The 13,306-nt window shown below is 67.5% G+C and carries 16 protein-coding genes; 6 read left to right on the top strand and 10 right to left on the bottom strand.

Translation table 11 applies throughout. The features are described 5' to 3' along the window. Nucleotides 1–12 precede the first annotated feature (12 nt). From CXY91_RS19960 to uxaC, 4 genes are read right to left on the bottom strand one after another with little or no spacing between them, the layout of a single operon-like run. Complete coding sequence (locus CXY91_RS19960; RefSeq protein ID WP_100962956.1) at nucleotides 13–354, bottom strand: cupin domain-containing protein; 342 nt, start codon at nucleotides 352–354, stop codon at nucleotides 13–15. Beyond that, a complete protein-coding gene (gene kduD / locus CXY91_RS19955; RefSeq protein ID WP_100962955.1) occupies nucleotides 351–1,115 on the bottom strand; it encodes a 2-dehydro-3-deoxy-D-gluconate 5-dehydrogenase KduD in 765 nt (254 codons plus the stop codon). Before kduD ends, CXY91_RS19960 begins: the two co-directional genes overlap by 4 nt. Continuing rightward, nucleotides 1,115–1,966, bottom strand: a complete 852-nt coding sequence (kduI, locus tag CXY91_RS19950) for a 5-dehydro-4-deoxy-D-glucuronate isomerase (protein ID WP_248307568.1) — start codon at nucleotides 1,964–1,966, stop codon at nucleotides 1,115–1,117. Before kduI ends, kduD begins: the two co-directional genes overlap by 1 nt. Then, nucleotides 1,963–3,366: a glucuronate isomerase gene (uxaC, locus tag CXY91_RS19945; protein WP_100962954.1), complete on the bottom strand. Its 1,404-nt coding sequence runs from the start codon at nucleotides 3,364–3,366 to the stop codon at nucleotides 1,963–1,965. Before uxaC ends, kduI begins: the two co-directional genes overlap by 4 nt. 158 nt (nucleotides 3,367–3,524) lie before the next feature. On the opposite strand from uxaC, the gene CXY91_RS19940 reads away from it, so the two are divergent. The 5 genes from CXY91_RS19940 (at nucleotide 3,525) to CXY91_RS19920 (ending at nucleotide 9,410) form a co-directional block, all read left to right on the top strand. Beyond that, complete coding sequence (locus CXY91_RS19940) at nucleotides 3,525–4,262, top strand: GntR family transcriptional regulator (RefSeq protein WP_100962953.1); 738 nt, start codon at nucleotides 3,525–3,527, stop codon at nucleotides 4,260–4,262. 204 nt (nucleotides 4,263–4,466) lie between these two features. Next, nucleotides 4,467–5,957 (top strand): ABC transporter substrate-binding protein, encoded by a 1,491-nt coding sequence (locus CXY91_RS19935; protein ID WP_100962952.1) that lies wholly within the window; start codon nucleotides 4,467–4,469, stop codon nucleotides 5,955–5,957. A gap of 229 nt (nucleotides 5,958–6,186) precedes the next feature. Continuing rightward, complete coding sequence (locus CXY91_RS19930) at nucleotides 6,187–7,134, top strand: ABC transporter permease (protein WP_100962951.1); 948 nt, start codon at nucleotides 6,187–6,189, stop codon at nucleotides 7,132–7,134. Beyond that, nucleotides 7,131–7,988, top strand: coding sequence for an ABC transporter permease (locus CXY91_RS19925; protein WP_100962950.1), 858 nt, complete (start codon nucleotides 7,131–7,133; stop codon nucleotides 7,986–7,988). The genes CXY91_RS19930 and CXY91_RS19925 overlap by 4 nt, the downstream gene beginning before the upstream one ends. A 27-nt stretch (nucleotides 7,989–8,015) precedes the next feature. After that, nucleotides 8,016–9,410 (top strand): amidase, encoded by a 1,395-nt coding sequence (locus CXY91_RS19920; RefSeq protein WP_100962949.1) that lies wholly within the window; start codon nucleotides 8,016–8,018, stop codon nucleotides 9,408–9,410. A gap of 152 nt (nucleotides 9,411–9,562) precedes the next feature. On the opposite strand, the gene CXY91_RS19915 is transcribed toward CXY91_RS19920, so the two are convergent. Genes CXY91_RS19915 through CXY91_RS19900 form a run of 4 tightly spaced genes read right to left on the bottom strand, consistent with a single transcriptional unit; the run spans nucleotide 9,563 to nucleotide 11,007 of the window. Beyond that, nucleotides 9,563–10,039: a DUF1801 domain-containing protein gene (locus tag CXY91_RS19915; RefSeq protein WP_100962948.1), complete on the bottom strand. Its 477-nt coding sequence runs from the start codon at nucleotides 10,037–10,039 to the stop codon at nucleotides 9,563–9,565. Further along, nucleotides 9,999–10,220, bottom strand: a complete 222-nt coding sequence (locus tag CXY91_RS19910; protein ID WP_167561650.1) for a hypothetical protein — start codon at nucleotides 10,218–10,220, stop codon at nucleotides 9,999–10,001. The genes CXY91_RS19915 and CXY91_RS19910 overlap by 41 nt, the downstream gene beginning before the upstream one ends. A 38-nt stretch (nucleotides 10,221–10,258) precedes the next feature. Continuing rightward, entirely contained in the window at nucleotides 10,259–10,687 is a 429-nt protein-coding gene (locus tag CXY91_RS19905) for an SRPBCC family protein (RefSeq protein WP_100962947.1), read from the bottom strand. Next, nucleotides 10,684–11,007: an ArsR/SmtB family transcription factor gene (locus CXY91_RS19900; RefSeq protein WP_100962946.1), complete on the bottom strand. Its 324-nt coding sequence runs from the start codon at nucleotides 11,005–11,007 to the stop codon at nucleotides 10,684–10,686. The genes CXY91_RS19905 and CXY91_RS19900 overlap by 4 nt, the downstream gene beginning before the upstream one ends. Nucleotides 11,008–11,098: 91 nt before the next feature. On the opposite strand from CXY91_RS19900, the gene CXY91_RS19895 reads away from it, so the two are divergent. Then, nucleotides 11,099–12,007, top strand: a complete 909-nt coding sequence (locus CXY91_RS19895; protein ID WP_248307566.1) for an SDR family NAD(P)-dependent oxidoreductase — start codon at nucleotides 11,099–11,101, stop codon at nucleotides 12,005–12,007. A gap of 20 nt (nucleotides 12,008–12,027) precedes the next feature. On the opposite strand, the gene CXY91_RS19890 is transcribed toward CXY91_RS19895, so the two are convergent. After that, on the bottom strand, nucleotides 12,028–12,609 hold the full coding sequence (locus CXY91_RS19890) for a DUF4337 domain-containing protein (protein WP_100962945.1): 582 nt from the start codon (nucleotides 12,607–12,609) through the stop codon (nucleotides 12,028–12,030). Nucleotides 12,610–12,689: 80 nt separating this feature from the next. Further along, nucleotides 12,690–13,306, bottom strand: a 617-nt coding sequence (locus CXY91_RS19885; RefSeq protein WP_100962944.1) for a tyrosine-type recombinase/integrase, incomplete at its 5' end; no start/stop codon positions are given.

Raw genomic sequence — 13,306 nt, 5'->3', positions numbered from 1 at the left:
CGCGGCGATCTCTCACAGAAATTCCGTCCGCATCGGTGTGAAGGAATCGATCAATTGCCCGGCCTCGACGTTGACGACGCCGTGGACGAGGTTCTCGGGCACAAAGAAGGTATCGCCCGCAACAAGCCGGCTGGTCTTGCCGTCGATGGTGACGTCGAAGACGCCGCTCTCGACATAAGAAGCCTGGCGGTGCGGATGCTGGTGGGCCTTGCCGACCGCGCCCTGCTCGAAGGCGACGCGCACCACCATTAGATCCGGCCCATAGGCCATGATCTTGCGCTTTACGCCGGGCTCGGTCGGCTCCCAGGCGATGTCAGCGTCGTGCTGGAAGAAGGAGTTGAGACGGTCGCTCATCGGGCCAGCCAGCCTCCGTCGACGGGAAGGATCGCGCCATGGATGTAGGCCGCGGCATCGCTCGCCAGGAACACCGCCGCGCCGCCGATATCGGACGGCCTGCCCCAGCGGCCGGCCGGGATGCGCGCGAGGATCGCGGCGTTGCGGTCGGGATCGGCACGGAGCGCCTCGGTATTGTTGCTCTCGACATAGCCGGGGGCAATCGCGTTGACATTGATGCCCTTGGCCGCCCATTCGCAAGCGAGCAGCCGGGTCAGCCCAGCCAGCCCGCTCTTGCTCGCCGTATAGGAGGCAACGCGGATGCCGCCCTGGAAGGAGAGCAGCGAGGCGATGTTGACGATGCGCCCGGTGCGTCCGGCGGAGAGCGCGGCCTTGGCGAAGGCCTGGGCCAGGAAGAAATTGGCCTTGAGATTGAGGTTCATCACCTCGTCCCAGTCGCTCTCGCTGAAATCGAGCGCGTCGGCCCGGCGGATGATGCCGGCATTGTTGACGAGGATGTCGAGCGGGCCGGCCAGTTCCGCGGCCTGCTCGATAACCCGTGCTGCAATGCCCTGCTGCTGGAGATCGACCTGCAGCGCGAAGCAGATCCCACCCGCCTCCGCGATGAGCTTCTCCGTCTCGGCCATGCTCGAGCGTCCAGCCGCGACGACCTTCGCACCAGCCTCGGCGAGCGCCACCGCGATACCCTGGCCGATGCCGGTATTGGCGCCAGTCACTAGCGCCGTGCGGCCGTCCAGCGAGAAGGGCGAAGTCGTCGCCATCAGCGCAGTGTCTCCACCGGGGCGGCGTCCATGTCGGTGAACTCGACATTATCGCCGGCCATGGCCCAGACGAAAGAATAGTTCGAGGTGCCGCAGCCGCAATGGATCGACCAGTTCGGCGAGATCACCGCCTGCTCGTTGGCGACGAGGAGGTGGCGGGTCTGCTGCGGCTCGCCCATGAAGTGGAAGACGCGGTGGGCGGGGTCGAGGTTGAAGTAGAGATAGGCCTCCATCCGCCGCGTATGGGTGTGGCAGGGCATGGAGTTCCAGACCGAGCCCGGCTCCAGCGCCGTCATGCCCATCACCAGCTGGTTGGTGCCGGTCGAGTTCGGCATGATGTATTGCCGGATGGTGCGCTTGTTCGAGGTCTCGGGCGAGCCGAGATGGATGGTGTTGGCGTCGTCCTTGCGGATGAGCTGATGCCTGGCCTCGCGATGGGCCGGGGCGCTGGTCAGGTAGAACTTGGCGGGGTTGGCCGGGTCGGTGCTGGCGAAAGACACCTCCTTTGCCCCGAGCCCGACATAGAGCGCGTCAAGGGACGGCAGCTCGAAGCGTTCGCCGTCGACGCTGACCGAGCCGGCGCCGCCGAGATTGATCACGCCGAGCTCGCGGCGTGCCAGGAAGAAGGGCGTGCCGGTCGGCGGGAACGGATCGAGCGTCAGCGGCTTGGCCGCCGGCATCGCGCCGCCGACGATCATGCGGTCGTAATGGCTGTAGGTCAGTGCGACCTCGCCCGGCACGAAGATGCGCTCGATCAGGAAATCCTGGCGCAGCGTCTCGGTGTCGTAGCCGCGCACATCACGGGGATGCGCGGCCTGGCGTTCGTCGATGGTCCTGGTGGCGCTGGTCACAGCCGGTAGGCCTCCTTGGCCAGGCGGTAGGCGAGATCGTGGGCGACTTCGGCAGCCTCGTCCTCGTCGAGGCGGTGCTCGGCGACGAGCCTGGCGAGGTAGTGGCAGTCCATCCGGCGGGCGACGTCGTGGCGCGCGGGGATCGAGAGATAGGCGCGCGTGTCGTCGTTGAAGCCGACGGTGTTATAGAAGCCGGCGGTCTCGGTGGTGAGCTCGCGGAAGCGCAGCATCGCCTCGGGCGCGTCGAGGAACCACCAGCCCGGTCCGAGCTTCAGCGCCGGGTAATGGCCGGCGAGCGGGGCGAGCTCGCGCGAATAGCTGGTCTCGTCGAGGGTGAAGGCGATGACGGTGAGGCCACGCTCATTGCCGACCGCGTCGAGCAGCGGCTTCAGCGCCGAGACATAGTCCATGCCGCGTGGGATGTCGGAGCCCATGTCGCGGCCGAACTGCTCGAACAGATGCGGGTTGTGGTTGCGATAGGAGCCGGGGTGGATCTGCAGGACGAGCCCGTCATCGAGGCTCATCTTCGCCATCTCGGTCAGCATCTGGCCGCGGAAGACGTCGGCATCCTCGGCCGAGAACTTGCCCTTCAGAATCTTGCCGAAGAGTTTTTCGCACTCGGCCGTGGTCAGGTTGGCGGTGCGGGCCGTGGCGTGGCCATGGTCGGAGGAGGTCGCGCCGCGCTCGATGAAATAGCCGCGGCGCTTGCGATGGGCTTCGAGATAGCCGGTCCAGCTCCCGACATCCTCGCCGGTCAGTTCGCCGAACTGGTCGAGATTGTCCCTGAAACCCTCGAATTCGGGGTCGACGACGCTGTCGGGACGGTAGGCGGTGACAACCTTGCCGCCCCAGCCGGAATCCCGGATCATGTCGTGCCATTTCAGCGGGTCGAGCGCGCCTTCGGTCGTGGCGATCGCCTCGATCTTGAAGCGCTCGAACAGAGCGCGCGGGCGCATCGCGTCCTGCTCCAGCTGCTCGGCGATGCGATCATAGATGCGGTCGGCGCTCTCGGCCGAGAGGCGTTCGGTGATGCCGAAGATCGAGAAGGCGGCGTGCTCGAACCAGAGCCGCGTCGGCGTGCCCCGGAACAGGTGCCAGTTGCTGGCGAAGAGCCGCCAGATCTGGCGCGGGTCGCCCTCGATCTCGCCGCCATCCTTGCGGGCGATGCCGAGCTGTTCGAGCTTGATGCCCTGCGAATAGAGCATGCGGAAGATGTAGTGGTCCGGCTTGACGAACAGCGTCGCCGGATCGGGGAACGGCTTGTCCTCGGCGAACCAGCGCGGGTCGGTGTGGCCATGCGGCGAGATGATCGGCAGGTCGCGGACGCCGGCATAGAGGCGGCGCGCAATGCCGCGCGTCACCGGCTCGGCAGGCAAAAGGCGATCGTCGTGCAGCAGCATCGCTGGCGTTTCCTCTGTCGGCCGGACCATAGGGCCGGCGCTGGTGATGTCAATATACTAATATACTAGTATGCGCCGCCTGGCCGTGTTACGTCCTGATTGGCCGCAGAGCGCGCATCGTGGTCCAATAAGGCGGTGATCATGGCCGGGATAGGACGATGTCGGAGGCGTTAGGGATAGGCGAGACTGGAGGCTCGCGCCGCGAGCGCAAGCCGCAGCGTCTGGCCGGAGCGTCGGCGGGCCGCGCCACGGCCGCCTCCGTCGTGCAGGACGAGCTTCGCCGCGAGATCCTCGACATGGTGCTCCGGCCCGGTGTGCCGCTGTCCGAGAAGGACCTGACCGCCCGCTTCGGCATGAGCCGTACCCCGGTGCGCGAGGCCTTGATTCGGCTGAAGGAGGAGGGGCTGGTCGAGATCTTCCCGCAGGCCGGCACCTTCGTCGCCCGCATCCCGGTGGGAGCGATCCCCGAGGCGGTGTTCATCCGCCAGGCGCTGGAATGCGCCACGGTCGAGGTGCTGGCGCGCACGGCCACCGCCGAGGACATCGCCCGGCTCGATGCGACGATCGCCGTGCTGCACGAATCGCATGAGGCCGATGATCAGGAGCGCTTCCACCTCGCCGACGAGGATTTCCACGAGGCTCTCGCCGACATCGCCGGCTATCCCGGCGTCTGGAAGCTGGCCCAGGCAGCCAAGAGCCAGATCGATCGCTGCCGGCGGATGACGCTGCCGGTGCCGGGGCGGATGGCGATGGTGATCCGCGAGCACCTCGCCATCCTCGACGAGATCAGGCGGCACGATGCCTCGGCCGCGGTCGTCGCGATGCGCCAGCATTTGGGGACGCTGCTGCCCGACCTGGTGCACCTCAAGGCGAGCTATCCGGATTATTTCGTCTAGGGCAGTCTTCGTGAGCCCTCGTCCTGAAGAGCCGCGTAGCGGCGTCTCGAAGGATGCTCCAGATGGTTCACGAGCCTCCTGGATCATCCTTCGAGACGCAGCCTAACGGCTGCTCCTCAGGATGAGGGCTGGTGGGCATGCCCGCTCTTGCCTCCCGCTTGCCTCCCGCGCCATCCTGCGCCGCAACAACGATGGAGGCGGACGATGACGACGCGGCGCGATCTTCTGGCGGGAGCGGGCCTCGCCGCGCTCGCAACCCAGCTTCCGTTCGCCGCGCTCGCGCAGGCCAGAGACAGCGTCACCATCGGCATGACGCTTGAGCCTCCGACGCTCGATCCGACCTCGGGCGCGGCGCAGGCGATCCGCGAGGTCGTGCTGCAGAACATCTTCGAGGGGCTGGTGGCGATGGACCGCACCGGCAAGCTCGTACCTGCGCTGGCGCAGAGCTGGACGCTCGCGCCCGACAATCTCACCTACACCTTCAAGCTCAGGCCGAACGCCCGCTTCCACGACAGCACGCCGCTGTCTTCGCGCGACGTGAAGTTCTCGTTCGAGCGCGCGGTCGCGCCCGACTCGACCAATGCGCAGCGCTGGATCTTCACGCCGATCGAGAGCATCGAGGCGCCCGATCCGATCACCGTCATCATCAAGCTGAAGCAACCGACGGCGAACTTCGTCTATGGGCTCGCATGGGGCGATGCGATCATCGTCTCGCCGACAACGGCAGCGAACAACAAGACCAACCCGGTCGGCACCGGCCCGTTCAAGTTCGCGCGCTGGAACCGCGGCGACCGGCTCGAACTGGCGCGCAACGACGAGTACTGGGGCGCCAAGCCTTCGCTCGCCAAGGCGGTCTTCCGCTTCATCTCCGATCCGCAGGCGCAGGTCGCGGCGCTACGTGCGGGAGACATCGACGTCTTCACCAATCTCTCGGCGCCGGAAGCGATCCCGCAGCTCAAGGCCGATCCGAAGCTCAAGGTCACGCTCGGCAAGACCGAGGGCGAGACCATCCTCGCGATCAACAACGCGAAGGCCCCTTTCAGCGATATCCGGGTGCGCCAGGCAATCTCGCATGTCCTCGACCGCAAGACGATCGCGCTCGGTATCTACGGCTTCGATCTCGACTATATCGGCAGCCATTTCTCGCCGCTGCATCCGGCCTATGTCGACCTGACCGGCACCTACCCGGTCGATCTCGCCAAGGCGAAGGCCCTGCTCGCGGCGGCCGGCTTCCCGAGGGGCTTCGAATGCACGCTGCGTTTGCCGCCGCCGGCCTATGCCAGGCGCGGCGGCGAGATCATTGCTGCGCTGCTGGCCCAGATCGGCATCACCGCCAAGATCGAGCCGCTGGAGTTCCCGCAATGGCTGGAACGGGTGTTCAAGAACAGGGATTTCGACCTGACGATCATCTCGCATACCGAGCCGCTCGACATCGCCAACTACGCCCGCGACGACTATTACTTCCAGTACAGGAATCCCGAGTTCAAGGCGCTGATCGAGACGATCGACCGCACTGTCGACGAGGCCGAGCGCAACAAACTCTATGGCGACGCCCAGCGCATGCTGGCGCGCGATGCCGTCAACGGCTTCCTGTTCATCCTGCCGAAGATCACCGTGACCAGGGCCGATCTGGAGGGCATGTGGACCGACTGGCCGCTGCCGCTGACGCCGCTGGCGGAGGTGAAGTGGCGGTAGGCGGTTTCGCGAGGACGACCGGGACATCCGCGGGGAACCCCTCTCCCCGATGGGAGAGGGGCAGGGGGGAGGGACCGCCGCCGATCGACAAACGGAGCGTGGCCGTTGCTCCATCTACTGATAGGGCAGGCCCTCATCCCTACCCTTCTCCCACACGGGAGAAGGGTTCCCCGCGTATCTCAAATCCGTTTCGCGTCGCCTCGCTCGGTCAGAGCCAGCGGAGCAACTGATGACCGCCTACCTGCTCCGTCGCCTCCTCTCCTTCGCCGCAACCCTGCTCGGCGCGGCGATCGTCATCTTCCTCGTGCTGGAGATCCTGCCGGGCGATCCGGCAGCGGTGACGCTCGGACTCAATGCGGCGCCGGAGGCGCTTGCGGCATTGCGGGCGGAGATGGGGCTCGATCAGCCGGCCTTGCTGCGGTTCTTCTCCTGGATCGGCGGCCTCGTCACCGGCGATCTCGGTCTCAGCTACACTTATCGCGTGCCGGTGACGCAACTGATCGGCGAGCGCATGGTGGTGACGCTGCCGCTCGCCTCGATGGCGATCCTGCTCGCTTCCGCCATCGGCATCCCGCTAGGCGCGCTCGCCGCGGCCAATCACAACCGCGCCGGCGATGCGGCGGTGATGGTTTTCGCGCAGGCCGGGCTCGCCATCCCGAATTTCTGGTTCGGCCTCCTGCTCGTGCTGGTCTTCGCCGTCGGCGCCGGCTGGCTGCCGGCCGGCGGCTTTCCGGGCTGGCAGGCCGGGCTCGTACCGGCGCTGAAATCGCTGCTGCTGCCGGCTGTCGCGCTTGCTTTGCCGCAGGCGGCGATCCTCGCCCGCGTCACCCGCTCGGCCATGCTGGAGACGATGCAGGAGGATTATGTCCGCACCGCCCGCGCCAAGGGCGTCAGCCGGCGGCGCACCATGCTGCGGCATGTGCTGCGCAATGCGCTGATCCCGGTCGTCACCGTGCTGGGCCTGCAGTTCTCGGTGCTGCTGGCCGGCGCGATCATCATCGAGAACGTCTTCGCCCTCCCGGGGCTGGGGCGCCTCGTCTTCCAGTCGATCGCCCAGCACGACCTGATCGTGGTCAAGGACCTGGTGATGCTGTTCTCAGGCCTGGTCGTCTTCATCAACTTCGCGATCGAATTGCTCTACGGGCTGATCGACCCGCGCCTGCGGCAGGCGTCATGAGCGTCGTCGCGCCACGTTCGCGCCCGCGGCGCTGGTGGGCTTCGCCGTCCTTCCTGACCGGCCTGCTGCTCAGCGGGCTCGTCGTCGCGATGGCGCTGATTTCCTATCTCTGGACGCCCTACGAGCCGACCCAGATGGCGATCCTGAAGCGCCTGCGGCCGCCCTCGGCCGAGCACTGGTTCGGCACCGACCAGTTCGGCCGCGACGTTTTCTCGATGATCATGGTCGGCGCTCGCAATTCGCTGGCGGTGGGGCTGGGCGCGGTCGGGCTCGGCTTGACGGTCGGCAGCGCGCTCGGGCTGATCGCCGCCATCCGGCGCGACGGCCTGCTCGACAACCTGATCATGCGCATGGCCGATTTCAGCCACGCCTTCCCGGCCGTGCTCTCGGCGATCATGATCAGCGCGGTCTGGGGCCCGGGCATGATGAACGCGGTGATCGCGATCGCGCTGTTCAGCCTGCCCTATTTCGCCAGGTTGGCGCGCGGGGCGGCGCTGCAATGCTGGGCGCTCGACTATGTGCTGGCGGCGCGTGCTGCGGGGCTCACGGAGATGGCGATCACGCGCCAGCACGTCCTGCCCAATATCGCCGGCGTGCTTGTGGTGCAGGCGACGATCCAGTTCGCGCTCGCCATCCTCGCCGAAGCCGGCCTGTCCTATCTTGGCCTCGGCACGCAGCCGCCGGCTCCCTCCTGGGGCCGGATGCTCAACGAGGCGCAGACCTTCATGGCGGCGCAGCCCTGGCTCGCAATCTTCCCCGGCGCGGCGATCGCGCTTTCGGTGCTGGCCTTCAATTTGCTGGGCGACGGGTTGCGCGACGCGGTCGATCCGCGCATGCGCCGTTCCCGGGACTGATATGACGATGCTTGCGGAGTTCAAGTCATGATCGAGTTCGCCGATCTCAGCGCCGTCGACATGCTCCGGGCCTTCCGCTCGCGTGAGCTCTCGCCGGTCGAGGTCACGGAGGCGGTGATCCAGCGCGTCGCGCTCTGGGAGCCGGCGCTGAAGGCGCTCTACGCCTATGATCCCGAGGGCGCACGTATCGCTGCGAAGGAAAGCGAGGGCCGCTGGCGCCGCGGCGAGGCGCTGGCGCTCGACGGCGTGCCTTGCACGATCAAGGAGAACATCGCGACGAAGGGCACGGCAGTGCCGCTCGGGACGGCGGCGATGGAGCTCGCCCCCGCTGCTGCGGACGCGCCGCCGGCGCAGCGCCTGCGCGAGGCCGGCTGCGTCATCTTCGCCAAGACGACGATGCCAGATTACGGCATGCTCTCCTCCGGCCTGTCGAGCTTTCACGAATTGGCGCGCAACCCGTTCGATCTCACGAAGAACCCGGGCGGTTCTTCGGCCGGTGCGGCGGCCGCCGGCGCAGCCGGCTACGGTCCTTTCCATGTCGGCACCGATATCGGCGGCTCGATCCGCCTGCCGGCCGGCTGGTGCGGGCTGGTCGGCCTCAAGCCGAGCTTCGGCCGCGTGCCGATCGACCCGACCTATTACGGCCGCGTCGCCGGGCCGATGACGCGCACGGTCGCCGATGCGGCGCTGATGATGCGCGAACTCTCCAAGCCTGACGAGCGCGATCCGATGAGCCTGCCGCCGCAGGAGATCGCCTGGACCGATCTGGAGCGCGAGCCGCGCGGGCTGAAGGTTGGGCTCCAGCTCGAAGCCGGGATCGGCCTGCCGGTCGAGCCGGAGGTGCGGGCGGCGATCGTCAAGGCGGCCGATGCCTTCCGGCGGGTCGGTGCAATCGTCGAATTGGCTCCGCCCTTCCTGACGCAGGACATGCTCGACGGGCTCGACGACTTCTGGCGCCAGCGCGCCTGGGCCGAAATCGGCTCGCTACCGCGGGAGCGGCAGGACAAGGTGCTGCCCTATATCTACTCTTGGGCCGAGCGCGGTCGCTCGCTCACCGGCGCGCAGGTGCATCGCGGCATGAGCCAGATGCTGGCGATCCGCCATGCGGCGCTGAAGGCGATCGCGCCCTTCGACTATGTGCTCTCGCCGGTCTCGCCGGTGCCGAGCTTTGCCGCCGAACTGGCCTCGCCGACCCACGATCCCGAGCGGCCCTTCGAGCACATCGTCTTCACGGTCGCGGCCAACATGTCGGACCAGCCGGCGATCTCGGTCCATGCCGGCATGGCGGCGTCGGGCCTGCCGATCGGCCTGCAGATCACCGGCAAGCGCTTCGACGATCTCGGTGTGCTGCAGATGGCGCGGGCCTGGGAGAGGCTGCGGGGGCAGGGACCGGACTGGCCGCGGACGCCGCCGGCTCGCTGAACCGTTCTGGAACCACAGGCCTCATCCTGAGGAGCGCTCCGCAGGAGCGCGTCTCGAAGGATGCTCCAGGAGGCTCCGGAGACAACTGGAGCATCCTTCGAGACGGCCGCTCAAGCGGCCTCCTCAGGATGAGGGCTGTGAATGGGAGTCTCTCAGGCCTTCTTCGGCTTCTTCCCGACCGTGTTCAGTGCAACGGCAGCCTGGATGAGTGCCGCCAGCGCAGCCTCGTCGATCGCAGCGCCCTCGTGGATGTCGATGGCGCGCCTGGTGTTGCCGTCGAGGCTGGAATTGAACAGGCTCGCGGGATCGGGCAGCGCGGCGCCCTTGGCGAAGGTCAATTTCACCACGGCCTTGTAGGTCTCGCCGGTGCAGATGATGCCGGCATGCTCCCAGACCGGGACGCCGCGCCATTTCCAGGTTTCCTCGACCTCGGGATCGGCCTGCCGGATGACGGCGCGGACCCTCGCGAGCGTCGCGCCGCGCCAGTCCGTCAGTTCCGCGATCCGGGCGTCGATCTGCTCCGAGGCCGAGGCTTCGGCTTCCGGCTTCGGCGCCGCTTTCGTGGTCTTGCCAGCCACGGCTCGGCTCCTAGCCTTGCGCCCGTCGCCCTTGGCGCCAGCTGGCGGCATAGGGCAGGGCGAACATGGTGAGGCCGGAGAACATCAGCAGGAACAGCGGCGGCAGCGGGGAATAGACGATCCAGGCCGGCGGCTGCCCCAGCGCCATGGCGACGAAATTGGCGATCACCGTCGCGGTGAAGATGAGGGCGAGCCAACGATGGCCCTGCCGGATGACGTTGTTCCAGGTCAACGGAACCTCCTTCTTGAGATGAGAGCCAGGGCGAGTGTTCAGGCTTCGCGCGCCAGCAACTCTTCCAGCTTGCCGAGAAACTCCTGCCAGCCGGCTTTGGCGCCGCCGAAGGCCTGCTTCTGCTCCGGCCGGAAGCCGGCCTGCTCCATGCGCAGCAATGTGCCTTTGGGCGTCGGTGTCAGGGTGAAGGTCACCGTGCTCTTCAGGTTGAAGGCCGGATCGTCATGGGCGAAATCCCAAGTGTAGGACAGCATCCGGTTCGGCTCGATGTCGAGGACCTCGCAATCGAGCACGCCGCCCCATTCCCCGCGCAGGTTGAAGCGATGGCCGACGACCGGCGCGAAATCGTTCTTCATCAGCCATTCCGCGATCAAATGCGGCTGCGTCAGCGCGCGCCAGAGCTTTTCCGGCGGATGGGCGATCTCGCGCTCGACGGTGACGGAGCGGGTCAGTGTGGCGGCGGTCATTGGTCCATCCTTGCCAGCAGATTTTCGAGGTCGTCGAACCGCGCCTCCCAGAACCCGGCCATCTGGCTGGTCCAGTCGATCAGCGGTCTGAGCGCGCCGAGCTGGGCGCTGTAATGGGTCTGGCGGCCGGCCTGCCGGTCACGCACAAGCCCGGCCTGCTTGAGCACGCCGAGATGCTTGGAGACGGCTGGCTGCGACACACCGGCCTGCGCGGTCAGCGCCCCGACGGTCAGCTCGCCATCACGGCACAGGCGCTCGAAGATGGCGCGCCGCGTCGGGTCGGCGAGCGTCCTGAACAGCATGTCGTGGGAGTCTGGCATTACAATCGATAACCCGTTGGCTATGGGTTTATTCATAACCAGAGAGATATGAGTTGGTCAAGCGCCTTCGCGGGCAAAGCAGAACGGGGGTGTGACAGGGGCGCTGGACCAGTTCGCGCGGCTCACGCAGGATGCGCCCGAAACTGCGGGGACCGATGCAGTCTACGCGCCCCGCCATCCCGCCTTCGAGGACCTCACCATGGATCTGATGCTGAACGGCAAGCGCGCTCTGGTCACGGGCGGCAGCAAGGGGATCGGCCGTGCCATTGCGCGGCAGCTGGCGCTAGAAGGCGTCGATGTCGTCATCGCGGCGCGCAACCAGGCGGAGCTCGATGCCGCCGCGGCCGAGCTGGCGAAGGAGACCGGCCGCAACATCGTCGGCCTGACCGTCGATACGCAGGACGATGCCTCGGTGAAGGCGGTGGTCGCCGGCACCGTTGCGGCGCTGGGCGGGCTCGACATCCTCGTCAATGCCGCGGCCAAGCCCGGCGGTCAGGCAACGCCGCCCAAGCTCGCCGAGATCACCGACGCGCTCTTCTTCGACGACGTCAACGTCAAGGTGATGGGCTATCTCAGGATGGCCCGCGAGGCGGCGCCGGTGATGGCGACGGGTGGCTGGGGCCGTATCATCAACATCAGCGGGCTGGCGGCGCGCCTGACCGGCTCGACCATCGGCTCGATCCGCAATGTCGCGGTGGCGGCGCTGACCAAGAACCTCGCCGACGAGCTCGGCCCGCAGGGCATCAACGTCACCGTGGTGCATCCCGGCACGACGCGGACCGAGAAGACGCCGGGCGTGGTCGCGGCACGGGTGGCGGCGTCAGGGCTGGCGCCCGAAGAGGTCGAGCGCCGCATGGCCGCCAATGTCACGATCGGCCGGCTGGTCGACATGGCCGAGGTCGCCGACATCGTCGCCTTCCTGGCCTCGCCGCGCAGCGTCGCGATCAATGGCGACGCGATCGCCTGCGGCGGCGGCTCGAAGGGCGCGATCCACTACTGAGTGCCGCGCCCTCGGCTTGATCAGAACAGCGCGGTCGGCGCGACCTCGGCGATGATCATCAGCGCGAGCCCGAGCGCGCCGAGGCCGACGCCGGTCCAGGCAAGCAGGGCGACGCCGGTGATGATCGCCGCGGACGAGACCACGATCGCGATCTGCAGCAGGCCCGAGACGATGTCGTATTTGTCGTCGCGAGCGCTGGAGATGTCACGCTTGGCCTCGGCCGCCTTGGCGCGGACGATCAGCTCCTTGCGGCCTTCATTGGTCTCGGGTTCGGACTCATAGCGGGCGATCGTCGCCTTCCAGCCGTCTATGCGCTTCTGCAGGCGCTCGCGCACGGCCGGGTCGGTGGTGCCGGCGAGCTCGACCTCCATCGCGTCGGCGGCGGTGCGCAGCGTCGTGCCGCGGATCGTCTTGGCCTGGAAGAAGGCCCAGAGATTGGAGGCTTCGATGTTCTTGGCGAGCGCGTCCTGCTCGGCGTTCTTGCCGCCGATCTCCGAGAAGGCGAGCAGGAGCGCGAGAATGCCGATCAGGAGCGCGATGCGCTTGTTGACCTTGCTGGTCGGCTGGTTGTCTTCGGTGACGTCTGGTGCAACTGAGGCCATCAGTGATTCCCCCCGGAAAGGCCGCGCCTGATGCCCGGTGCGCGTGACGGAATCAAGACGAATTTACCGAAGGTAAGCGGTTATCCCCGGGCGCGCGGATGGGCGGAATCATAAGCCGCGAGCAGGCGGACTGAATCGATGCGGGTGTAGATCTGCGTGGTCGAGAGCGAAGCGTGCCCAAGCAGTTCCTGGATGGCGCGCAGGTCGCCGCCGCGGCCGAGCAGGTGGGTGGCGAAGGAATGGCGCAGCGCATGCGGCGTCGCGCTGCCCGGCAGTCCGAGCGAGCCGCGCAGGCCCTCGACCGCGAGCTGGATGATGCGCGGCGAGAGCGGCCCGCCTTTCACGCCGACGAAGAGCGGCCCCTCCGGCGCCAGCCGCCACGGGCATTGCGCGAGATAACCGCCGATCGATTCGACCACCACCGGCAGCACCGGCACCATCCGGGTCTTGCCGCCCTTGCCGAGCACCGTCAGCGCATCGGCGGTGCTGAGCGGTGCCTGCGAGCGCTTGAGGCCGAGCGCCTCGGAGATGCGCAGGCCGCTGCCATAGAGCAAGGAGAGCACGGCGGCGTCGCGCGCGAGAACCCAGTCGGGCCGCTCCTCGCCGGCGCGGCTGTCGGCTTTGGTCACGGCCGCGGCGGCCTTGGCGTCGAGCGGGCGCGGCAGGCCCTTGCCGAGCCGCGGTCCGCGGGTCGCGG

Source organism: Allobosea sp. FBZP-16 (assembly GCF_002831785.1).
In the GTDB taxonomy this organism is placed as follows: domain Bacteria; phylum Pseudomonadota; class Alphaproteobacteria; order Rhizobiales; family Beijerinckiaceae; genus Allobosea; species Allobosea lupini.
The sequence above is the reverse complement of the archived record's forward strand: the minus strand, read 5'-3'. Positions and strand labels throughout refer to the sequence as shown.